At 57.4% G+C, this 22,644-nt stretch carries 23 protein-coding genes and 1 tRNA gene; 10 read left to right on the top strand and 14 right to left on the bottom strand.

Annotated features, from left to right (window positions below; all coding sequences use genetic code 11):
* Positions 1-58: 58 nt before the first annotated feature.
* The 3 genes from yajC to queA are packed head-to-tail and all read right to left on the bottom strand — an operon-like array spanning position 59 to position 2,617.
* A complete protein-coding gene (gene yajC, locus ACIPIN_RS19385) occupies positions 59-394 on the bottom strand; it encodes a preprotein translocase subunit YajC (RefSeq protein WP_401121007.1) in 336 nt (111 codons plus the stop codon).
* 43 nt (positions 395-437) lie between these two features.
* Positions 438-1,553, bottom strand: coding sequence for a tRNA guanosine(34) transglycosylase Tgt (gene tgt, locus ACIPIN_RS19380; protein ID WP_185015345.1), 1,116 nt, complete (start codon positions 1,551-1,553; stop codon positions 438-440).
* Between the two features lie 14 nt (positions 1,554-1,567).
* Entirely contained in the window at positions 1,568-2,617 is a 1,050-nt protein-coding gene (queA, locus tag ACIPIN_RS19375; protein WP_401121006.1) for a tRNA preQ1(34) S-adenosylmethionine ribosyltransferase-isomerase QueA, read from the bottom strand.
* Between the two features lie 107 nt (positions 2,618-2,724).
* Between queA and ACIPIN_RS19370 the strand changes: the two genes are divergently transcribed.
* From ACIPIN_RS19370 to ACIPIN_RS19360, 3 genes are all read left to right on the top strand, one after another.
* Positions 2,725-2,809 (top strand) — tRNA-Leu (locus ACIPIN_RS19370).
* Between the two features lie 149 nt (positions 2,810-2,958).
* Positions 2,959-3,288, top strand: a complete 330-nt coding sequence (locus ACIPIN_RS19365) for a hypothetical protein (protein ID WP_401121005.1) — start codon at positions 2,959-2,961, stop codon at positions 3,286-3,288.
* 265 nt (positions 3,289-3,553) lie between these two features.
* Positions 3,554-4,234 carry a hypothetical protein gene (locus ACIPIN_RS19360; protein ID WP_401121004.1) on the top strand — a complete coding sequence of 227 codons (681 nt, stop codon included), beginning with the start codon at positions 3,554-3,556 and terminating at the stop codon, positions 4,232-4,234.
* Between the two features lie 364 nt (positions 4,235-4,598).
* Here the strand turns inward: ACIPIN_RS19360 and ACIPIN_RS19355 are convergent, their stop codons facing one another.
* The 6 genes from ACIPIN_RS19355 to ACIPIN_RS19330 all read right to left on the bottom strand — a co-directional run bounded on the left by ACIPIN_RS19355 (position 4,599) and on the right by ACIPIN_RS19330 (position 8,920).
* Positions 4,599-5,036, bottom strand: a complete 438-nt coding sequence (locus ACIPIN_RS19355; protein ID WP_401121003.1) for a hypothetical protein — start codon at positions 5,034-5,036, stop codon at positions 4,599-4,601.
* A gap of 284 nt (positions 5,037-5,320) precedes the next feature.
* Positions 5,321-5,818, bottom strand: coding sequence for a DUF4411 family protein (locus ACIPIN_RS19350; protein ID WP_401121002.1), 498 nt, complete (start codon positions 5,816-5,818; stop codon positions 5,321-5,323).
* Positions 5,815-6,951 (bottom strand): ImmA/IrrE family metallo-endopeptidase, encoded by a 1,137-nt coding sequence (locus ACIPIN_RS19345; RefSeq protein ID WP_401121001.1) that lies wholly within the window; start codon positions 6,949-6,951, stop codon positions 5,815-5,817. The genes ACIPIN_RS19350 and ACIPIN_RS19345 overlap by 4 nt, the downstream gene beginning before the upstream one ends.
* A 410-nt stretch (positions 6,952-7,361) precedes the next feature.
* On the bottom strand, positions 7,362-7,619 hold the full coding sequence (locus ACIPIN_RS19340; protein ID WP_145015107.1) for a hypothetical protein: 258 nt from the start codon (positions 7,617-7,619) through the stop codon (positions 7,362-7,364).
* Positions 7,620-7,653: 34 nt separating this feature from the next.
* Positions 7,654-8,037, bottom strand: a complete 384-nt coding sequence (locus tag ACIPIN_RS19335) for a DUF6124 family protein (protein WP_401121000.1) — start codon at positions 8,035-8,037, stop codon at positions 7,654-7,656.
* Positions 8,038-8,413: 376 nt separating this feature from the next.
* Positions 8,414-8,920, bottom strand: coding sequence for an AAA family ATPase (locus tag ACIPIN_RS19330; RefSeq protein WP_401120998.1), 507 nt, complete (start codon positions 8,918-8,920; stop codon positions 8,414-8,416).
* 449 nt (positions 8,921-9,369) lie between these two features.
* Between ACIPIN_RS19330 and ACIPIN_RS19325 the strand changes: the two genes are divergently transcribed.
* The 5 genes from ACIPIN_RS19325 to ACIPIN_RS19305 all read left to right on the top strand — a co-directional run bounded on the left by ACIPIN_RS19325 (position 9,370) and on the right by ACIPIN_RS19305 (position 15,513).
* Positions 9,370-9,846: a formate dehydrogenase subunit gamma gene (locus tag ACIPIN_RS19325; RefSeq protein WP_401120996.1), complete on the top strand. Its 477-nt coding sequence runs from the start codon at positions 9,370-9,372 to the stop codon at positions 9,844-9,846.
* Complete coding sequence (locus ACIPIN_RS19320; protein ID WP_401120995.1) at positions 9,843-11,405, top strand: formate dehydrogenase beta subunit; 1,563 nt, start codon at positions 9,843-9,845, stop codon at positions 11,403-11,405. Before ACIPIN_RS19325 ends, ACIPIN_RS19320 begins: the two co-directional genes overlap by 4 nt.
* Positions 11,402-14,290, top strand: a complete 2,889-nt coding sequence (gene fdhF / locus ACIPIN_RS19315; RefSeq protein WP_401120994.1) for a formate dehydrogenase subunit alpha — start codon at positions 11,402-11,404, stop codon at positions 14,288-14,290. Before ACIPIN_RS19320 ends, fdhF begins: the two co-directional genes overlap by 4 nt.
* Positions 14,287-14,508: a formate dehydrogenase subunit delta gene (locus tag ACIPIN_RS19310; RefSeq protein ID WP_150802351.1), complete on the top strand. Its 222-nt coding sequence runs from the start codon at positions 14,287-14,289 to the stop codon at positions 14,506-14,508. Before fdhF ends, ACIPIN_RS19310 begins: the two co-directional genes overlap by 4 nt.
* Positions 14,509-14,724: 216 nt before the next feature.
* Positions 14,725-15,513: a hypothetical protein gene (locus ACIPIN_RS19305; protein WP_401120993.1), complete on the top strand. Its 789-nt coding sequence runs from the start codon at positions 14,725-14,727 to the stop codon at positions 15,511-15,513.
* Positions 15,514-15,563: 50 nt separating this feature from the next.
* Here the strand turns inward: ACIPIN_RS19305 and ACIPIN_RS19300 are convergent, their stop codons facing one another.
* The 3 genes from ACIPIN_RS19300 to ACIPIN_RS19290 form a co-directional block, all read right to left on the bottom strand.
* Positions 15,564-15,971 carry a hypothetical protein gene (locus ACIPIN_RS19300; protein WP_401120992.1) on the bottom strand — a complete coding sequence of 136 codons (408 nt, stop codon included), beginning with the start codon at positions 15,969-15,971 and terminating at the stop codon, positions 15,564-15,566.
* 130 nt (positions 15,972-16,101) lie between these two features.
* Positions 16,102-17,223 carry an alginate lyase family protein gene (locus tag ACIPIN_RS19295; RefSeq protein ID WP_401120991.1) on the bottom strand — a complete coding sequence of 374 codons (1,122 nt, stop codon included), beginning with the start codon at positions 17,221-17,223 and terminating at the stop codon, positions 16,102-16,104.
* 188 nt (positions 17,224-17,411) lie between these two features.
* Complete coding sequence (locus ACIPIN_RS19290; protein ID WP_401120989.1) at positions 17,412-18,296, bottom strand: LysR family transcriptional regulator; 885 nt, start codon at positions 18,294-18,296, stop codon at positions 17,412-17,414.
* A gap of 71 nt (positions 18,297-18,367) precedes the next feature.
* Here ACIPIN_RS19290 and ACIPIN_RS19285 point away from each other — a divergent pair, with 71 nt between their 5' ends.
* The gene (locus tag ACIPIN_RS19285; protein ID WP_401120987.1) at positions 18,368-19,645 is read left to right on the top strand and encodes an MFS transporter; all 1,278 of its coding nucleotides are present in this window, start codon (positions 18,368-18,370) and stop codon (positions 19,643-19,645) included.
* 369 nt (positions 19,646-20,014) lie between these two features.
* Complete coding sequence (locus tag ACIPIN_RS19280) at positions 20,015-20,650, top strand: hypothetical protein (protein WP_401120986.1); 636 nt, start codon at positions 20,015-20,017, stop codon at positions 20,648-20,650.
* A gap of 39 nt (positions 20,651-20,689) precedes the next feature.
* Here the strand turns inward: ACIPIN_RS19280 and ACIPIN_RS19275 are convergent, their stop codons facing one another.
* Positions 20,690-21,232 (bottom strand): hypothetical protein, encoded by a 543-nt coding sequence (locus ACIPIN_RS19275; RefSeq protein ID WP_401120984.1) that lies wholly within the window; start codon positions 21,230-21,232, stop codon positions 20,690-20,692.
* Between the two features lie 74 nt (positions 21,233-21,306).
* Positions 21,307-22,644, bottom strand: coding sequence for an ATP-binding protein (locus ACIPIN_RS19270; protein ID WP_401120982.1), 1,338 nt, complete (start codon positions 22,642-22,644; stop codon positions 21,307-21,309).

Raw genomic sequence — 22,644 nt, 5'->3', positions numbered from 1 at the left:
GCCCGCTTATGACGCGGGGCGCCTTGCGCGCCCCGTCGATTGAGTATGAAGTTGGAACTTAGATCGCTTTTAGCGTGCCTTTTGGCAGCGTGGCGGCGATGGCACCCTTCTGGAATTTCATTTCGACGGTGTCGGAGACTTCCAGAACAACGAAATCATCTGCCACTTTAGTGATCTTGCCGGCGATACCACCGGTGGTCACAACTTCGTCGCCTTTCTGCAGACTGCCCAGCAGGTTCTTCTGCTCTTTGGCGCGCTTGGCCTGTGGACGCCAGATCATCAGGTAGAAGATGACCAGGAAGCCGACCAGGAAAATCCACTCAAAGCCGCCGCCCATTGGGCCTGCCGCAGGGGCACCAGCATCAGCCATGGCATTAGAGATAAAAAAGCTCATTTAGCACTCCAGTTGCAAATGTTGAATCTTGGGGTCAGAAAACTCAGTCCAAAGGCGGCACAGGTAGCCCGCGCTTGGCGTAGAAGGCATCGACAAAGGCGGCCAATGTACCCTGTTGAATAGCCTCGCGCAAACCAGCCATAAGCACCTGGTAATGGCGCAAATTGTGGATGGTATTCAACATGCTACCCAGCATTTCACCGCACTTGTCCAGATGGTGCAGATAAGCACGGGAGAAGTTCTGGCAGGTGTAGCAATCGCAGGTCGGATCGAGCGGCGAATCATCATGGCGATGGAACGCGTTACGGATCTTCAGCACGCCAGTATCAATGAACAAGTGCCCATTGCGGGCATTACGGGTTGGCATCACGCAATCGAACATGTCCACCCCGCGGCGCACACCCTCAACCAAGTCTTCCGGTTTGCCAACGCCCATAAGGTAACGAGGTTTGTCAGCCGGCATCATGCCCGGCAGATAATCAAGCACCTTGATCATCTCGTGCTTGGGCTCGCCCACCGACAGACCGCCGATCGCCAGGCCATCAAAACCGATCTTGTCGAGGCCTTCCAGGGAGCGCATGCGCAGGTCCTGGTGCATGCCGCCCTGAACAATCCCGAACAGCGCCGCCGTGTTGTCTCCATGGGCGTTTTTCGAACGCTGAGCCCAACGCAACGACAACTCCATGGACACCCGCGCTACATCTTCGTCGGCCGGGTACGGCGTGCATTCGTCGAAAATCATCACGATGTCGGAGCCCAGGTCACGCTGAACCTGCATCGACTCTTCCGGGCCCATGAACACTTTCGCGCCATCAACCGGAGAGGCGAAGGTCACGCCCTCCTCCTTGATCTTGCGCATGGCGCCCAGGCTGAACACCTGGAAACCGCCGGAGTCGGTCAGAATCGGGCCTTTCCACTGCATGAAATCGTGCAGGTCGCCGTGCTTCTTGATCACTTCCGTGCCAGGACGCAGCCACAGGTGAAAGGTGTTGCCCAGAATGATCTCGGCGCCGGTGGCGACGATATCTCGCGGCAACATGCCCTTGACCGTGCCGTAAGTGCCGACCGGCATGAAGGCTGGCGTCTCGACAGTGCCACGCGGGAAAGTCAGACGACCGCGACGAGCCTTGCCGTCGGTGGCCAATAGCTCAAATGACATACGACTGGTGCGACTCATTCTTGATCCTCTGGGCCGCGTGGCGCGGGATTACGGGTGATGAACATCGCATCACCGTAGCTGAAAAAGCGGTATCCATGCTCGACGGCGGCCTTGTAGGCGGCCATGGTCTCGGGATAACCAGCGAACGCCGAAACCAGCATCAACAACGTGGATTCGGGCAAATGAAAGTTGGTCACCAGGGCATCGACCACATGGAACGGCCGGCCTGGGTAGATAAAGATATCGGTGTCGCCGCTGAACGGCTTGAGCACGCCATCACGGGCAGCGCTTTCGAGCGAACGCACGCTGGTGGTCCCCACCGCCACCACTCGCCCGCCACGCGCACGGCACGCAGCGACCGCATCCACCACGTCCTGGCCGACTTCCAGCCATTCGTTGTGCATGTGGTGATCTTCGATCCGCTCAACGCGTACCGGCTGAAAGGTGCCAGCGCCGACGTGCAAGGTCACGAACGCCGTCTCGACGCCCTTGGCGGCAATCGCCTCCAGCAACGGCTGATCGAAATGCAGCCCAGCAGTCGGTGCCGCCACTGCGCCCAAACGCTCGGCGTAGACCGTCTGATAACGCTCGCGGTCCGAACCTTCGTCCGGGCGGTCTATATAAGGAGGCAACGGCATGTGCCCGACGCGGTCGAGCAACGGCAGCACTTCTTCGGCGAACCCCAGTTCGAACAACGTATCGTGGCGCGCGAGCATTTCAGCTTCGCCACCGCCGTCGATGAGGATCTTCGAACCCGGCTTCGGCGACTTGCTGGAGCGCACATGGGCCAGCACGCGATGACTGTCGAGCACCCGCTCCACCAGAATTTCCAGCTTGCCGCCGGAAGCTTTCTGGCCAAACAGCCGCGCCGGAATCACCCGGGTATTGTTGAACACCATCAAATCGCCCGGGCGCAAATGCTCAAGCAAATCAGTGAATTGACGGTGTGCCAGAGCGCCGCTGACCCCATCCAGGGTCAACAGGCGACTACCGCGCCGCTCGGCCAAAGGGTGGCGAGCGATCAGCGAATCAGGGAGTTCGAAAGTAAAGTCAGCAACGCGCATGATGGGGTTCGTCTAGCAGGGCCGGGAAGTCTAGCGGAAATAGTGAAAATTCTCCATGTACCTGATTGACCGACGGTTATCTCATCTCTATACTTCGCCGCCATTGAGCCCTGATGGCGGAATTGGTAGACGCGGCGGATTCAAAATCCGTTTTCGAAAGGAGTGGGAGTTCGAGTCTCCCTCGGGGCACCAAAATTAAGAAAGGTCTTGCTTAGCAAGGCCTTTTTTTTCGCCTGCCAAAAAGCCCCCCTCCGTAGGAGCTGCCGAAGGCTGCGATCTTTTGATCCTGCTGTTCTTCCACACCTCCCACACAGGCAGGACATTTCAAAAGGATTCCCCCCATGGAATTACCCCTGGAAACAGTCGCCCTCTTCTCCCTCAAACTCGCCTACGAAACCGAAGGTCAAAGCCCGATCCTGCGCGACGACCTGATGATGGGCGACTACCAAAGGGACGTATTCGGCTTGCTGGTACGCAGAGGTGATGTCGCGACCATTAAGGTCAAAGTGGCTGAATGCGTGGGGCTGGCGCTTGAGGCGATAGGTGGGGCTGGTACACCGCTGGGTCGAGAGCTGGATAGATTGTCGGGAGACTTCAGCGCTGCGCAGACGCTGGAGCAGCTTGATAGTCCGCTTATTGCGCTTAAGGATTACTTGAAAGACATTCAGTGAATGGTTGGGTTGGGGGCAGGTTTGGTGCCCCTTTACACCGACTGATACTGGGCAGGGCTTTGGCTGAAATGAAAATGGACCTGCGCCTTCCCACTGATCGTTCCCACGCTCCGCGTGGTAACGCATCCCGTGACGCTCCGCGTTGCAACTAGCTTTCCCCCCAAAAAAAATCCCGCGAAAATAAATCTGTCGCCACTTTTGTAGGAGATAGACTTTAAGAGCTGACCAATGAGGTTCATTCACTAACAGAGAAAAGGAGTTCCGAATGGCGATTGTTGCATGCCCGGATTGCAATAAAGACGTATCTGACTCTGCGCCCGCTTGCCCTAACTGCGGTCGTCCAAACTCTAAACCGGTAACCAATGGCTCGACGCCTAAGCCTCCAGCTACCGATGCTCGACCGGTGGGCGTCATGCTTGCGCTTGGAATCTTAGTCCTACCAATCGTCTTTGCATGGTTCACGCTGGGTAAAGGGCGCACTTCCAAGGCAAGGATTCTGGCTTTCGGATACTTAGTCTTATCGATAGTGTTTGTTTCTATGCAGGGCGGCTCTTCCAGTCGCTCGTCTAGTACCTCTAGCGCATCGACATCTTCGTCGGTTTCCGCCCCAGCTCCTGAGCCAGCTAAAGAGCAGGCAATGCAAGTTGGGATCGGTCAAATCCTGTCGGACTATAAGGGCAATGAGGTAGCGGCGGATAATCGATACAAAGGGCGACTGATTCAGGTTACAGGGGCTGTTGGCGATATCAAAAAAGACTTTACTAACAATCTCTATGTAACTCTTGGTACTGGCGCGATGTATGAGCTTCCTTCGGTTCAGGCTTTTTTTGACGACTCCATGAATCAGCAGCTTGGAAATTTGCGCAAGGGGCAAAAAATTACTGTGGTTTGTCGCGTTAAAGGCCTGATGATGAATGTCCTGGCCGAGGACTGCTTCATTAAATAATTATGACAAATGTTCGAATAAAGCCCGCGAAAGCGGGCTTTTTATTGGCCTGAAAAACGGGATTTATTTTCATACTCGTTTTTCCACCAACTGAAATGGGCGACCTGAACAAGGTCGCCCATTTTTCATACCAACAGCACCTGCGCCTGCAATCGTCGCCCAACCACATCCAGCAAGTCGCAGCCATCGCGCAGTGAAGTCACCAGCACCCGCGCCAGCTCACTGTGAACACCCTCGCCCAAGGCGATGTTCTCCAGCAGTTGGGTCGCGGAGGGAAATACAAGGACAGACCACGATTATGGGTGTGAGAAAACGTGGTCTGTCCTCCTTAGATCCGAGCCTGGCTTTCGGCATGAGGGCTGGATCACCCAAGCTCTTTGATTTGCTGGTGAAAATTCCGTTTCCCTTCGATGGTTTCCTCTGAGCTATGCATGCCAGCTGTTTCAAGCTCAGCTGTCGCAGCGGCCCAAAGGGAAAAGAGGCTCTGACCTGGCATCGAGAGAATGCCCCGATGGATGTGATAACGGCCAGTAAGAAGTTCCCGAGCGGTGTAGTTGGCAATAGCAAGATAGGCAAGTGTACGCGGAGCAACGCCTTCCCGGATTTTCAGTACCAGCACGCCCGACTCCGACATAATAAGCCTGCGAATTTCGGAATTTATAAGGTTAAAACCCGAGTGAGGACCGAAGAGTGGTTTATTTTCAGCCTCACGGAGTTTACGTTCTTCAATAGCCAGCGCCATCAAAACTGCCTTGACTTCCATGGGTAAAAAAAACCGTTGAAATATGGAAAATTTAGTCATCGCACTACCTTTAATTAAGCTACGAGCACTCATTGCCACCGGCACATGTGGTATCGATCATAGCTGCTGGCGACACAAGATGTAGTGTCGCGACCGCTCCTTCAGTCTTCGTTGATATGGCACAGGCCAATTTCCACTCGCACATCCAGACAACCCGCAATAATAAATCCGTCCCCTTTTCCACAAAAATAAAAATAAACATCGGACTTTCCGTACTGGAGAAAAAGCACACTAATCAATACACTTAATAAACCTTCAGCCATGAATGACTTGAGTAAACCATCTTAAGCAGGCAACACGAACTTCGCTTCAAGCCTATGCAACAATTCAAACGTATTCAAAAAAGGAATATTAAGCTCCTGGCAAATATTGGGAATGATGAATTTTCGTTTAGCGTCGAGATTCAGCACTTCATGAGTAACGACTGTAGCCCCCGTAGTCATCGCCTTTGCAATCAACCATGGGTCAGCGCCCGCTAAAAACTCCTCCATAGCGCCTATTCTCATCTTAGGCGCTTGATCAGCCACAAGCCCCGCAACTTTGGCGAATGCCAGTTGCGTACCCTGATCGGCGATGGAGTGAAAGAAATCAGAATTATCCTTCGCCCAACCCGCCAAATCGTCATGCCCTTTTGTTAGCTCATCCATTACAGGTGTAATACTGGCTAAAGCTAATGCTTTATTTTTAAGTAATAACCATTGCCAAAATCCGGGACAGATAGCCATCCCGTAGTAACGGTTCTTTGCTTCGATCAGTGTGTTAGCGTCAAGTAAATTATTCATTCCGTAATCTTGCTGGCGAGAGTCCTTAATTTGGCAGGTTGCACACCGAGCAAGTGTCCCGCATCTCGCAGCAGCATCCGGCCACTCATTGCTTCGGTCAGCACTACCTTGCTTAGGCGAGGGCTGTTTTTCGCGGTGGCATTACGGTAATAGTCACCTGTTCCACCTTTTTCATCCTGGAAAGCCTTGAGGATCATTCGATAGTAAGCGCTGTATTGCGCCTGGCTTATATAACCAAGATCCAGTGCGCGGCGGCCGATAGCTAATTTGCTGACGTGAAACCGAGTGGCTAACGGAGCTAAATTGCTTTCCCAGTTAGCATCAACGTTCCATAGGGCGCGAAATTGGGTTTCGGGAGCCAGAAACTCACCTGCAACTGCATTGCAGAATCGCTCTTCGTCTCGACCATTAGCGGTATTTCCGTCAGACACTCCACTACTACCAATCCAGATATGTGCCAGTTCGTGAAGTAAGGTGAAGAGCCTGGCTGTGGGGGCGTCGGAACTGTTGATGAATACGACGGGGGCGAAGGCATTGCTGATGGCAAAACCCCGAAACTCGCTCACTTCGAGCTTGCGGTGAGTGTTCCCTAGGGCAATGCCGCTGCGCATCACCAAAATGCCCGCCGTTTCAGCAGCTTCGATCAAGGCACGGCTGTATTTTTCGTAATCCAGTCGAGCGATGTCAGGGTTCACGCCCAAGGTCCGACGGATATCGTCCACCACCTCTTTGACTTGAGATCGGCTATTAAAGCGACCGACAAATGCCAGCGGTTGATGCTCCTGTTGTTGCAGATACTCCAAGTACCAGTCTTGCTTACGTATAGCATCCCTCACTGTGTCCAACAGCTCCAGACTGGGTCGTTGACGAGCAATCCCTCCCACTGTCCGCAGATCAGGCAAAGGCAGGTTTTCGACTGGCGGCTGCTGAAGAAACAAAAAGCCAAAAGGAATGTGAGCGAGATTCGCCCACTTTTGAGCTTGAAGGAATGTTGGTTTGGTCTCGCCAGCTTCCCATTCCTGTACTCGATCACGTTTCACTGGCAGCTTTTTCGCAACCTGCTCGGTGGATAGGCCTGCACGCTCTCGAGACCATGTGAGCAGGCTGGGATTGACTAAGGCGGCTTGGCTCATAGGGTCGCAGGCAAATTAGATGGGGCCAGTAAACGTTCGAAAGCATCCTTGGCAGATGCATCCGACTGACGCCGGGTCCAGTTATCTGGCATTGCCTTTCTCCTTGGCTATTAAAGGTCTGGTAGCAGCGACTATAGATTAGTAGAGAAGCGGAGCTACCGACGGTAGAAACGCGCGATTATGAGGTAAATCCGCAACGACCCGAAGCGCAAAGATGTAACCTGCAGACAGATGGCATTGCCCTGTTTCAATGCGTTTCATGAAGCAAGTACACCTTTTTCCAGCACGCCGCCGCGCCTTCATCACCCGAATATCCGCAGTGACAGACCACGATTATCGATGTAAGTAAAACGTGGTCTACCCACTTTCCACCAAATGAAATAGGCGACCTGTACAAGGTCGCCCATTTTTCACACCAACAGCACCTCCACCTGCAATCGTCGCCCCACCACATCCAGCAAATCACAACCATCACGCAGCGAAGTCACCAGCACCCGCGCCAGTTCACTGTGAACCCCCTCGCCCATGGCGATGTTCTCCAGCAGTTGGGTCGCGGTGCGGATGCGGTAGGCCGCGGTTTCGTGCAGTACGTCGAGTGGCGCTTGGGTATCGATCAGCAGTGACGGGATGGTGCAGTCAATGCCGGTGACTGGCATGTATCGATCCATGACAAACCTCCATTGGGTAAACGAGCGCGGCCACTCAGTGGTGGACGGTGGGCTGACTCTCACCTGCGCCATCGGGCTGGTCGAGGTGGTCCAGTGCTCGGTTTACCAACAACTCCGCCAACACGGTCAGCTGTTGCATCGCCAGTGCCACATTGCGCCGTGAGCCTTCGAGTTCGAACGCCAGGTCGGTGGTCATGGCGTTGATAGAGGCGAGTGATTCGCTGGCGTGGACCAGCAAGGTTGGCGTGTCTATGTCAGGGACAATGGTGAATACATGGCTGACGGGATCAGGGTGACTGGGGTTACGCAAACGGGCACTGACGGCGCGTTGGGCGGCTTCGCTTAGCTGGATGGGATCTGCGGGATCAGAGGTAGATGGGGTCGAGACTTCGGGCGGATTGGGGGTGATCTTTTTCATGGTGGAGCTCCTGTCTTGGTTATAGAAGCTGCCAACCCCCTGCTGTCAAACAGGATTGGGTGGCAACTGTACGCGGGTTGACAGACCAGGAACACAGGCACCCGGTGCACCCGAAGATGCCCCACGCACAGCCGCCAAAACAAAACTGCACGCGGGGAAGCATGCCGATTTATCTGGAGGAGTGAAAGCCCGTGTTTTTTGCAGCCTGTCAAAGCCGATCGCTGATGCGCAGCGACACCTGAAGGCTATCCCTGAAGAAGAGCAGCCGCCAGTTCATGGAAGGCGCTACGGTTTGCGGGAAATGTCCTAGGACGGGGAGAAACACGGGACAGATAACGTTTCATCACATTCATAATCGGTGTCCCCGTTTCTTCCTCTACTCCCCGGATAAAAATCGTTTAGTGATCATTGCCACAGCCTCCACCGGAGACGTCAGGGCCGTATCTATATTAAACGGAGCGTTATCCCACGCCTCATATTCATGATCCAACACAGACTGCCAAGTTGGTGGGATCAGCCCAGGAATATCAATCGTCCTTGTTTCTACCCGTCGCTGGTGTTCATGTTTATCAGAGCAAACCACCTGGATATTCACTAATGGAGCACCAGAGCGTGTGGCGATTTCGCTCCACGCCTTTCGGCTTTCGCTTACTGGATTAACACAGTCAACTATGACCGTATTACCAAATCGAAGATTGCTCAGCGCAAGCTCATTAGCGACCATGTAACCGCTGCGCCCCACGTTTTGTGCCAGAACCCCGGCATTTCGGATAGCCTGCTCAATCGTATCGATCCGCAGATACACGGCACTTATTCTGGTAGTAAGGTCTCTCGCGATAGTCGTCTTTCCAGTGCCTGGAAGGCCGCTGAAGACAATGAGCATTCCATATCCTCCGGTTTGTGAGTTAAGCCAGTTTAGGCCGTTGCCAGTTATACGGCAGGGGGAAATCACTGATCGTTCCCACCTCAAGGAGGTGCCCGTGCCGCAAGCCTTTGATATCGCTTGTGTACGCAGTCCCTTAAGCGAAAAGCCATAACAATCCTTCAGCAACGACACCTTCGACCACACTCTTCTACACTCAACGGTTGGTCGTAGAAAGAACCAAACACGTCGCTTTCGTGCAGATGATTCAAAGGCAGCGTGGCAAGCTGCCGTATATGCCCTGAACAGGTGCGGCAAAGACCGCACCGGGCCCAACAAGATGCCCGCTCAGGGTGCCTGGCCAACGGCCTGAAAATGCCACGATACCGTGACGTGGTGTGAGTGCCGCAGCCGACACTTTCGGACGACCGACAACCGCCTGGTTTGTCCGTGACCGTGAGGAATGCTGTATGCCTGATGAGATGTTGAACCTGCCGATGGTCAACAGCCTGCTGGAGCGCCACAAGGGTTCGCCTGGCGCACTGTTGCCGATCCTTCATGATATTCAGGAGGGCATCGGTTACATCCCCGATGCCGCCATCCCCGAGATTGCCCACGCCCTCAACCTGAGTCAGGCCGAGGTTCGCGGGGTGATCAGTTTCTACCATGACTTCCGCACCGCGCCTCCGGCCCGGCATATCCTGCGTCTGTGCCGGGCCGAGTCCTGCCAGAGCCGCGGCGCCGAGCAGCTCGCCGCGCAGTTGCGCGAACGCCTGCAACTGGACGACCACGGCAGCAGCGCCGACGGCAACATCAGTCTTCGTCCGGTGTATTGCCTCGGCGCCTGCGCCTGCTCGCCCGCCCTTGAGCTGGATGGCCAGGTGCATGCGCGGCTCAGCGCCGAGCGCCTGGATGCGCTGCTCGACGCTTGCCTGGAGGACGCATGATGCCGAGTCTCTATCTGCCCTGTGATTCGCTTGCCCGCGCCGTGGGTGCCGATGAGGTGGCCGTGGCCCTTGCCACTCAGGCCCGGGAACGCAATCTGCCGCTGGACCTGCAACGCACCAGCTCGCGCGGCCTGTACTGGCTGGAACCACTGCTGGAAATGGACAGCCCGCAAGGCCGTATCGGCTTCGGCCCGCTGACCGCTGCCGATGTGCCGTCAGTGCTCGATGCCTTGCAAGGCGAGCCGTCTGCTCATCCGCTGGCCTTGGGCCTGGTGGAAGAGTTGCCCTATCTGAAGACGCAACAACGCCTGCTGTTTGCCCGCGCCGGCATTACCCGGCCGCTATCCCTGGACGATTACCGCGCCCACGGCGGTTTCGAGGGTTTAAAAAGGGCCGTCGCCCTTGGCGGCGAGCAGACGGCAACTGCCGTGTTCGATTCGGGCTTGCGTGGCCGTGGCGGCGCGGCCTTCCCCGCCGGGATCAAATGGCGCACGGTGCGCGCCACCCAGGCTGCGCAGAAATACATTGTGTGCAACGCCGACGAAGGCGACTCCGGCACCTTCGCCGACCGCATGTTGATGGAAGGCGACCCTTTCCTGCTGATCGAAGGCATGGCCATTGCCGGCATCACCGTTGGGGCCAGTTACGGCTACATTTATGTGCGCTCGGAATATCCACAGGCCGTGGCCACCCTGCGCGAGGCGCTGGACATCGCCCGGTCCGCCGGTTACCTCGGCGCCAATGTCGGCGGCAGCGGCCAGGCCTACGATATGGAAGTGCGCGTTGGTGCTGGCGCTTACATTTGCGGTGAAGAAACCGCGCTGCTCGACTCGCTCGAAGGCAAGCGCGGGATCGTCCGCGCCAAGCCGCCGATCCCGGCCTTGCAGGGTCTGTTCGGCCTGCCGACCCTGGTGCATAACGTGCTGACGCTGGCCTCGGTGCCGCTGATTCTGGCGAAGGGCGCGCAATTCTATCGCGATTACGGCATGGGCCGTTCCCTGGGCACCATGCCCTTCCAGCTGGCGGGCAATGTTCGTCACGGCGGCCTGGTGGAGCGGGCCTTTGGCCTGACCCTGCGGGAACTGGTGGAAGACTACGGCGGCGGTACCGCCAGTGGCCGGCCGCTGAAGGCCGCACAGGTTGGCGGCCCTCTTGGCGCCTGGGTGCCGCCGGGGCAATTCGACACGCCGCTGGATTACGAAGCGTTCGCCGCCATCGGCGCCATGCTTGGTCACGGTGGTGTGGTGGTGGCTGACGACAGCCTCGACATGGCCCACATGGCGCGCTTCGCCATGCAGTTCTGCGCCGAGGAATCCTGTGGCAAATGCACGCCATGCCGCATTGGCTCGACCCGGGGCGTGGAGGTGATCGACCGCCTGCTGGCCGCGCCTGACCAGAGCGCTCGTGATGAGCAGGTGATCATTCTCAAGGACCTGTGCGACACCCTGCAGTACGGTTCGTTGTGCGCGCTGGGCGGCATGGTCTCCTTTCCGGTCGCCAGCGCCCTCAAGTACTTCCCCGCCGACTTCGGTCTGCAATCTTCGGAGGCCGACCAATGATCACTCTCTTCGACCCGAACACCGATATCGATCTGGGCACCCCGGCCCGCAACAGCGAAGTGCAGGTCACCCTGAACATCGACGGCCAAAGCATCAGCGTGCCCGAAGGGACCTCGGTGATGCGCGCCGCCGCGCTGCTGGGCACCACCATTCCCAAACTGTGTGCCACCGACAGCCTGGAAGCCTTCGGCTCCTGCCGCATGTGCCTGGTGGAAATCGACGGCATGCGCGGCTACCCGGCGTCCTGCACCACGCCGGTCAGCGAAGGCATGAGCGTGCACACCCAGACGCCGAAGCTCGCCACCCTGCGCCGCAACGTCATGGAGCTGTACATCTCCGATCACCCGCTGGACTGTCTGACCTGCTCGGCCAACGGCAACTGCGAGCTGCAAACCGTCGCCGGCCAAGTCGGCCTGCGGGAGGTGCGTTACGGCTATGAAGGCGACAACCATCTGGCCGATGTGAAGGACACTTCCAACCCCTACTTCGACTACGACCCGAGCAAGTGCATCGTCTGCAACCGCTGCGTGCGCGCCTGCGAAGAAACCCAGGGCACCTTTGCCCTGACCATCACCGGGCGCGGTTTCGAATCCCGGGTCGCGGCCGCCGGTGGCGAGAACTTCCTCGACTCGGAATGCGTGTCCTGCGGCGCCTGTGTACAAGCCTGCCCGACCGCGACGCTGATGGAAAAAAGCGTGGTCGAACTGGGTCAGCCCGAACACAGCGTGATCACTACCTGTGCCTATTGCGGCGTGGGCTGCTCGTTCCGCGCCGAGATGAAAGGCGACCAGGTCGTGCGCATGGTCCCCGACAAGAACGGCCAGGCCAACCACGGCCACTCCTGCGTCAAAGGGCGCTTTGCCTGGGGCTACGCCACCCACCCGGATCGCATCACCAAGCCGATGATCCGCAAGCACATCAACGACCCTTGGCAGGAAGTCAGCTGGGATGAAGCGGTGACCTACGCCGCCAGCGAATTCCGCCGGCTGCAGCAAAAGTACGGCCGCGACTCCATTGGCGGCATCACCTCCAGCCGCTGCACCAACGAAGAAACCTACCTGGTGCAAAAACTGGTACGCGCTGCCTTCGGCAACAACAACGTCGACACCTGTGCGCGGGTCTGCCACTCGCCGACCGGCTATGGCCTGAAACAAACCCTGGGCGAGTCCGCCGGCACCCAGAGTTTCGACTCGGTGATGCAAGCCGACGTGATCCTGGTGATGGGCGCCAACCCCAGCGACGCCCACCCGGTGTTCGCCTCCCAGCTCAAGCGCCGCCTGCGTGAAGGCGCGCGGCTGATCGTCATCGACCCACGCCGCATTGATCTGGTGGACACGGTGCATGCCCGCGCCGAACTGCACCTGGCCCTGCGTCCGGGCACCAACGTCGCCATGCTCAACGCCCTGGCCCACGTCATCGTCACCGAAGGCTTGCTCAACCAGGCCTTTATCGACGCCCGTTGCGAGGGCCGCGATTTCGCCCACTGGAGCGAGTTCGTCAGCCGCGCGGAAAACTCGCCGGAAGTCCTTGGCGCCATCTGCGGCGTCGCCGCTGCCGACATCCGTGCCGCCGCCCGTCTGTATGCCACCGGCGGCAATGCGGCGATCTACTACGGTCTGGGCGTCACCGAACACAGCCAGGGCAGCACTGCGGTCATGGGCATCGCCAACCTGGCCATGGCCACTGGCAACATCGGCCGCGAAGGCGTGGGCGTGAACCCGCTGCGTGGGCAGAACAACGTTCAGGGTTCCTGCGACATGGGCTCCTTCCCCCACGAGTTGCCCGGCTACCGGCACATCTCCAACGAGGTGGTACGAGCGCAGTTCGAACAGGCCTGGAACGTCACCCTGCAACCCGACCCGGGCCTGCGCATCCCGAACATGTTCGAGGCAGCCCTGGGCGGCAGCTTCAAGGGCCTTTATTGCCAGGGCGAAGACATCGCCCAGAGTGACCCCAATACCCAGCACGTCACCGCGGCCCTGTCGGCCATGGAATGCATCGTGGTGCAGGACATTTTCCTCAACGAAACCGCCAAGTTCGCGCACGTGTTCCTGCCGGGCAGCTCGTTCCTGGAAAAAGACGGCACCTTCACCAACGCCGAGCGGCGCATCTCCCGAGTGCGCAAAGTCATGGAACCTCTGGGCGGCAAGGCCGACTGGGAGGGCACAGTGGCCCTGGCCAACGCCCTCGGTTACCCCATGAACTATCAGCACCCGTCAGAAATCATGGATGAAATCGCCAGCCTGACGCCGACCTTCACTAACGTCAGCTACACCGAACTGGAGCGCCACGGCAGCCTGCAATGGCCGTGCAACGCCGCGGCACCGGACGGCACGCCGACCATGCACATCGAGGAATTCGTGCGCGGCAAGGGGCGCTTCATGCTCACCGGCTACGTGCCCACCGAGGAAAAGGTCAACAATCGCTATCCCCTTCTGCTGACCACCGGGCGCATCCTCAGCCAGTACAACGTCGGCGCCCAGACCCGGCGTACCGACAACGTCGCCTGGCACGACGAAGACCGCCTGGAAATCCACCCGACCGACGCCGAGAACCGTGGCATCAACGAAGGTGACTGGGTCGGCATCGGCAGCCGCGCCGGGCAAACCGTCCTGCGTGCGCGGATCACCGAACGGGTAGCCCCAGGCGTGGTGTACACCACCTTCCACTTCCCTGAATCGGGGGCCAACGTCATCACCACCGACAACTCCGACTGGGCCACCAACTGTCCGGAGTACAAGGTCACCGCCGTGGAAGTCAGCCGCGTCTACCACCCTTCCGAGTGGCAAAAACGCTACCAGGAATTCAGCGACGATCAACAACGCTTGCTCGACGAACGCCGCCAGGCACGCACCACCGGAGCAAAAGCCGAGGTACGCCGATGAGTACCGCCAACCTGATCAAAATGGCCAACCAGATCGCCCAGTACTTCGCCAGCGAACCGGACCAGCAACAGGCCGTGCTCGGCGTGCGTAATCACCTGCAGATGTACTGGACGCCCGGCATGCGCAAGGAGTTGCTGGCCTGGCAGACGGCGCATCAGGGGGCAGACTTGCACCCACTGGCGCAGGCGGCGGTCAGTGGGGCGGGCTGGGAGGCTTAGGTTCAGAAGATTCCTTGGGAGATTGCCCCTTGGCCTGTGAAGACAGGCCAAGGGAAATACGGGACACCCATTTGGGTCCTGCGCTGGCCAGGTCGATCGCGCGCCTCCATATACAGTTGTTCACGCCTAAGAACCTCACTAAGCTCAGCACACCGCGCTACTGGCGACGGCTAAACACTCTTGCACCTTACAAAAAGATCAAAAAGGAAAGCCTCCATGGAATCGGTTGCTGCGGGCGCGCGAGTGCGCTGCAAAATTCTTCTGGCGATTATGTGTGTCACCGGTTTGGGGAATTCCGCGCTGGCCATTGCGGGTAATGAGGGAGCACGGGAACTGGTGCAGGTGGAGCGGCCGGAGCCCCTGGACGGTATGCATGCCCTTATCCGCAACAGCGCTTACGAGATGTGTGCGGACACGGCAAAACTGATGAACCTGCCGGTCAAACCTTTCCCCCCGACCCCGGCCGATTTCCTGACTGAGCGCATCACCGTGATTGCTGATGCCAGTCACTACCTGCGCAAGGTTGAACATCCGTACTCGGAAGTGGTGGACCGGATGACACCGCAAGACGGTTGCGAATATCGAATCGAGCCCAATCAACAGGTCGATATTACTATTGTCAGTGGCGACAAAATGACCTCTGTCACCCGTGATATGGACGGTCAATGGCAGATCAATGAAGATCTGGCTACCGGAGTGGCCAAACTGCGCCGCGATGACTTGTCCACCTACTCGACACCACTCACCATCAATGGTGTCAGCCTGCGCTGCCTGCCGGCTACCGACCCCATCATCAGCCCCAATGACCTGCAGGCGCTGTGCGTCGATGGTAGTGAAACGCCAGTGAGCGACGCCGAGGGCAAACCCGTCGTGCTCTACTCGCGCAACAAGCCAATGGGTATCAATCCCGCCGAACCGTATGTGGTGATTCTGGAGCCAGTTTCACTCAAATCCCTGACCGAGATTGACCCCAAGGTTTTTGATCCGGCGAGCTATGCCCAGTAATGGAAAAGGGGATAGATCTATTTTCGGAAAATACGGGACACAGGACACGTTCATAAAATGAATCCGTCCCCTTTTGGGTCATCGCCGCGAGTAGTTCGATGCCAAGCGACAGGCGAGAGAAGCAGAACGGTCAGAAGGAACGCTACCTGCGAAAGATAGAACGGCTCGAGCCACTGCCGATTCAATGCGACGTAAAACGTGTTATGAACGACGTCTGCGATGATGATTGCCGCTGTGAGAGCGATGCCTACCCTTGGTTTGATGAAAAGAAACAGTGCCGCCAAAGGATCAAAAATCGTAAGCGCCCCCCAGAACACTCGGCTAGCCCAATAAGCGTCATTGCCATATCCGTAGTCCCAGAAAAATCCATGTTGAAAATCTGCCCGCAAATGATTGGCCGTAGCGACCAAAAGACAGCAGGCAAATAAAAAGCGGATGGAGAATGACGCGCTCGGCATGATTTGATCTGTTTACGTGAAGAACTCCAAACATGATATCGGGGAAATACAGGGACAGACCACGATTTCAGACATGAAAAAACGTAGTCTGTCCCCGTTTTTTTTGTGGCCGGGGAGCGCGGGTAATGACTTACAGAGCCTCTCCATACAACAAGGCGATTTCGTATCCATCCATTCCGAGATTGCCCTGATGAATGGCAACATCGCCGTCGGTACGGGGAATCCTGCGCTGCAAAATCCGAAAATATGCCGCGTTGCGCACACCATTCAGGTGCCCACCGTTGCTGGCGTAGTAAGGGAAGGTTTCCGGATGTAAGGTCCAACCGGCTGCTCTTGCATAGGCGAGGGCAAGTTGCTGACCAGCGTTGCTTGCATAAACGTTGAAGCCCTCATTGCGCAAGACTTCCGCGGCCAGCGTGGTGGGCAGCAACGTATAGTGGGTATACGAAAGGCCGTTTACCCCTTTATCTGGTCCGCCACACCAATCTGTTGTGTTGCTCCGGCAGATTTCAGCCGCCATTGATCCATCTGACGATACCTGACTAAGCATCAGGGCGCTCCAGCGATTTTTTGCCTGCTCCATGAGGCGGCGGTCATTGAGATAGGCAGCACTGCTGGCTTCAAGCAGCACACCCCAGTTGCCAAAGTTATTTGATCGCGATGCGACCGAAAGGGGCAGCACGCGTTCGCGCAGGAAGCTCTTGAACGTAGCGTCATGCCACTGACTGTCGGCACGAAGCATCACCGCGGCCAACACATACTTGGGAAACGTGAAGTTGAAATCAGCGGTACCTTGCCCGCGGTCGATGTGTTGCACACCAGCCGCCCACGCATCGAGTATGCGCTCACTGGTTTTCGCGTATCGCCGATCGCCGCTCAGCACGAAACACAGCGCCTCTTGATAGGCGACGAGGCCGTCGTCTCCCAGTGACTTGGCGATGCGTTGCTCGCCTGCCCGATCGGCATAATGCGGTGGCGGCGTGAAATCAGCGACTGGATGAGGGGTGTAGTCAAGGTTCCGATCGCACGTCGCATGGAGTGCGGACCACCGCCCTGGTGACGCGCGTAGCGAATCGACCAGCTCCGCACTTGGCCATGCCGCCTGCTTGCTGGGCGCCACTGCCTTGGAAGACGCGGCATGGCTAGCTTCCTGGACAGCGCAGCCCGTGCAGACCAGGATCCAGAGGACGGTGGCAGCCAGGTTTCGAACCCAGGTGGAAGGCCGGTTTGGTGCGAGTTTACGAAGAGTCATACAGTGAACGTCCGTGAGGTGGGGAGGCCGGCTAGATGATTCTCAGATTTATTTAACCCCGCAAACAGCCATTAAGCATCAGCTGAAGGAAACACGGGACAGACCACAATTACGGATGTGAGAGAACGTGGTCTGCCCTCTCATTTTCGTTTTATATACGCATCACTCTAAATCTCGCGTTTTATCGCTCAGTAAACAATTTCACTTCGAATAGCCTGTATGACGATATTCGACAAACGCTCGGTCAGCGGATCAGGGTTAGCCTCTCTTCGATGCAGCGTCAGGGCTATGGAGGGTAAAGGCGGCAAACCTCGTTCGCTGGCAGCCAGCAGTTCGGTCCCCGACTGCAAGCCCAAGGCTGTCCTGATCGTGTACCCCAAACCTGCCTCGGTCGCCGCGGACAGGCCGTTGAGGCTGGAACTGGTGAACGACAGCAGCCAGGGAATCCCCTCGCGAGTCAGCGCCGCAGTGGCCTGCGAATGAAAAGGGCATGGTGCGTCAAACGCGATGATGGGCAGCGGTTCCCCTGATTCGATGCGCCAGTCGAGGTACTGGTGGGAAGACCCGATCCACTCCATTTGCAGTTCCGCCACCCTCTCCTGATATCCGACTCCCGGTACGTCCCCCCACACCACCGCCAAATCGAGCGAGCCATTTTCGATCCGGCTCAGCAGGTCGGCATTGCGCGCAATCCGGGCTTCCACTCGAACATCGGGATGAGCCCTGGCGAACCTGCCCAGCACCGTCGGCAAGAAGCTACTGAGATCCTCCTGAAGCCCGAGGCGTACCCATCCCTTGAGCTTCAGTTCGGAGACGGCAGTGATGGTCTCGTCGTTGAGGCTCAATAGACGTCGAGAGTAATTGAGCAGCACCTCTCCTGTATCCGTCAGGGCAAGCCCGCGACCTGCCTTTTTGAAAAGCGGTGAGCCCACCTGGGCTTCCAGCTTTTTCAACTGGGCACTGATGGCTGAAGTCGAACGCGCGAGTTTTTGCGCCGCCTTGGCAAAGCTGCCCAGTTCGACCCCGGTGACGAAACTGCGCATGGCATCTAAATCGAAATTAACCGGCCTCATGACAATCCTGTTTTTCGGGACGAATAGACAAAATAATTTGATATTCGAGACGATACCCTCATGAGAGTCTTTTGACCCACAACTATTCAACCAGTGGGATTCTTATGCCTGTAGATAACGGTCACCGCTGGAAAGTGCTGGGTGTCGGCGTTGCTGCCAACGCAAGCTTTTCCAGTGTTGTGGGTGGACTACCAGCGACAGCTGTTTATATGCGAGCAACGTATCAGCTTGATAACACAGAGCTGGGGCTGGTCTTGGGGGTTTTAGGACTCGGTATTGCCGTCAGCGAGATCCCGTGGGGGCTTTTGACTGATCGCTGGGGTGATCGTCCTGTGCTGCTGACGGGGCTTCTCACCTCCGGCATCGCACTGCTTGGGCTGGCCATGCTTGCCTTGTATGCACCCATGATAGTGTTGCTGGCCGTAGGGCTGTTCGTGGTGGGTCTGCTGGGGAGCAGCGTCAACGGCGCCAGTGGCCGAGCCATCATGGCCTGGTTCAAAGAGGGCGAACGCGGGCTGGCCATGAGCATTCGGCAAACGGCGGTCCCGGGAGGTTATGCCTTAGGGGCAGTCGTGCTGCCCTACCTTGCCCATACCTATGGATTTGTCGAAGTATTCAGTGCCTCTGCCATCTTCTGTCTCACCGCCTGCCTGTTTGCCTGGTTCTGGTTGTATGAGCCGGACTTCTCCAGCGACGCGGCGAAAAAACAGAGTAAAGAGCCCACAACCAGCCCGTTAAAAGACTCAAGAGTCTGGCGAATCGTTTTAGCCATCGGCCTGCTATGCGCCCCGCAATTTGCCATTCTTACTTATGCCGCCGTGTTCTTTCATGACTTTGGCAAGATCAACATCACGCTAGTTTCCGCTACGTTGGCGGTCATACAGATCGGCGCGATCGTCAGCAGAATCTGGAGCGGACGCTGGACCGATAAAAATAAAAACCGCCGTAGTTACCTTAAAACCTGTGCAGGGTTGAGTGCCCTGACCTTTTTGGTTCTGGGCTGCACGGTATCGGCCGCGAGCTTTTACGGCATGAGCGAAACGCCGCTGGCCAGCGCCCTGATCATCGGCGTGATGGTAGTCGCCGGGATCAGCGTATCCGCCTGGCACGGTGTGGCCTACACCGAACTGGCGACACTGGCAGGCGCCAGTCGGGCAGGCACGGCGCTGGCCATGGGCAATACCTGCGTCTTTGTCGTGCTGTTCGCGACCCCTATCGCTGCGTCCGCCCTCATGACTCATTTCTCATGGGGCGCGGTGTGGCTGGCTGCTGCCTTTTGTGCCCTGTTGACGGTGCCGCTCTTTCCACGCGTGGAAAAAGCCTATGCATTGGAACTTGGTTCGGCCTGAGATCGCTCTCCCTGAAACGCCATGGAAAAGCACGGAAAAGGGGACTGATTTATTTTCATGACAACTGGACGCCAGTTGTGGGAATTCAATCAGCCCCCCTATTAATTTTCGCTAACCCTCCAACACTGGCAACACCACCCTCACCTCCAGCCCTCCGACCGTATAGCTACACGGATCAACAACCTTGATCAACGTTGACTGACTTCCCCTGCACGTGAAGCAGCCGCTCAGGCTATGGAAAAATCTGCACTTTTTTCCGATCCCCATCCAACTTTTCTCAGATATGGCCTTTTGAAATCACCCGACACTCTCTAGAATCCGCCCTGCACTCCGCATGGAGGCGCTTTGCCATCAATTAAGGAAGTCGTCATGCAATTTGGAAAAATTCTGGGGTTGGCCCTGGTGCTTGGGTTGAGCGGTTGCGCCAGTTTTACCAAGGACGAAGTGGCTCCGGTGACTATGCCATCCATGTCCGCTTATTCGAACAAGCCGAATGTCTATGTGGACTTCGACTTCTATCAAGGCGAGCCAAAAAGCGCTTCAGCCGTTGAAGTTCCACAAGCGCGCGACATGCTCAAGCCTGAACTGCAAAAAGTGCTGAACGATTCCGGGCTCTTTGGCCGCGTCACGCTGGACAAGTTCCAGCAACAGCCTGGCGACTACAACCTGCGCCTCAAGGTTTACAACCACCCGCCGGGGGGTGGCCAGTTGGCCATGGCCTATATCAGTGGGCTCACCTTGACCGTCATCCCGACGATGGGGACGGATGAATACACCATGAGCCTCGAGGCGCTTGACCAACAAGGGCTGACAGTCAGCAATACCAGTAACCATGACGCGATCCATACCTGGATGGGCATCTGGTTTCTGCCTTTGATGGGTAACACTCCGAAAGCGGCGGTTAGCGATACCTTCAGTCGTCAGGTCAACGCGTTGCTCAAACAATTGGTGGAGAGCAAGAGCCTGAAATATTCGGCACTCGACTCCCGCGTGCCACGGGCCTGATAAAAAACAAGAGCCGCACTTGCGGCTCTTTTTTCACCCTCATTTCAGGGCCTGGATGAACTGCGGGTCGCTGTACAAGGTTTTCAGCAAATCACGAACCATCGGGTTGTAGGCATTGGCAGCATTCGGGATCGCAATGAATCCGAAAAAGCTGCTGTCCCATTGGCGGTTCACATCCTTGGTCGCGTCGTAAACCACCTCATTGCCCTTGAACAACGTAAAACGGGCTGCAAGCTCGCCAGTACCGGTGCCCATGCCTCCTGTCAGCTCATTTTTGACCAGCAATACATCGAGGCGCCGCTGTGCTTGCGGATCCAGCAGGCCCGCTCGACGCAGTTCTTCGTTGATGGCCTCCTGAATATGCAGAGGGATGCTGCCACTCGGCGAGCGGATCGGATTAGCCCGAACCGTCAGCGAGCCCTGGCCAGAGTCCGCCTTCACCTGAGCATTGCTGATCGATTGCAGCGGTGGGGTCTGTTTGAGCTGTTGGACGTTCTCGTAACTCGGCTCATAACGCGTCATGGTCACACCGCAACCTTGCAACAGCACGAGCAACGGGACAAGCAGGAGGGTTTTTTTCACGGCGTTTCCTTGCGTGAGTGTAGGGGAGCGGGATTATCGCTAGATGGCAGCTGGCCATCAATCATAAATCATCTTTACCCCACCTGCACCGGCAACACCACCCGCGCCTCCAACCCTCCACCTGAGCGGTTGCGCACGGTCAGCGTGCCGCCGTGTTCCAGAACGATCGCCCGTGCTGCCGAAAGTCCCAACCCAACACCACCCGTGCTCTTATTCCGCGACCCTTCCAACCGAAAGAACGGCGCAAACACCTGTTCATAACTATCAGCAGGAATCCCCGGCCCGCGATCAAGTACACGAACGATCACCTGCTCATCCTCCTGCCGCAGTTCAATCGCCGGTTCGCAGGCGTATTTGATCGCGTTATCCAGCAGGTTAGTGATAACCCGTTTCAGCCCCAGCGGGCGGCCGAAGTAGACCAGTCGGGGTGGGCCGCTGAAGGCGATGTAGATGGACTGGTCGCGGTAATCGTCGATCAGGGTTTGCAGCAGTTCGGCCAGGTCGAACTGGGTCGCCTGTTCCAGGCGGGCGTCGTCGCGGAAGAATTCCAGGGCCGAGTTGATCATGGCCTGCATTTCGTCGACGTCGCGGAACAGTCGCTGTTGCTGCTCTGGGTCTTCGATGAATTCGCCGCGCAGGCGCATTCGGGTCAGGGGCGTGCGCAGGTCGTGGGAGATGGCGGCGAGCATTTGCGTGCGGTCTTTGATGAAGTGCTGCAACTGGGCCTGCATGGCATTGAACGCCAGGATCGCCTGACGAATTTCATGCGGGCCGACCGGCTCGATGGGCGGGGCGCGAAAATCGACGCCAAAGCGTCGTGCGCCTTGGGCGAATTGCTGCAAGGGTTTGGCCAGACGTCGGGTGGCGATCAGCGCCACGATGCCGGTCGACAGCAGCACCAGTACGATCACGATCAGGGTTCGAGGCCCTTCCGCCAGCCCCCAACTGCGTGAAGGCACGCTGAACATCAGCCAGGACTCATCCGCCAATTGCACCAGCAAGGCGTAGTGACCGTTTTTTTGTGGCCAGTCGCTGGGTTGATAGGCTTCGACCCGTCGTGTCGGGGTGTTGAACAGACGCTGGGCCTCAGGTGAGGCGGTGCGGTACGCCGCGTCGGGAGTGTCCGGCAAGTCGAGGCCTTGACGGGTGGCATGCCAGCTCACGCTAAAAGCGCTATTGCTGGCGGCCTCGGCCAGTCGTTCGCGCTGTGATGCTTGCGAAGCTTCAATCATCCGGGTGATGGATGCGGTCTTTTCGAGAAGGCCGGTCTCGGCCAGCGGTGGATACGCCCAGACACCGGCCAGCTGGATAAACAACGCGTTGAAGGCCAGCGAAGTGAGCATCGCGATGAGGGTGGTCAGGGCGATCCAACGGGCCACGGTGTCACGCGGGCGCAGACGCAAACCGGTCAT

Source organism: Pseudomonas sp. NPDC087697, assembly GCF_044743155.1.
In the GTDB taxonomy this organism is placed as follows: Bacteria; Pseudomonadota; Gammaproteobacteria; order Pseudomonadales; family Pseudomonadaceae; genus Aquipseudomonas.
Note: the sequence above shows the minus strand (reverse complement) of the source record. Positions and strands in the feature narration are given on the sequence as shown.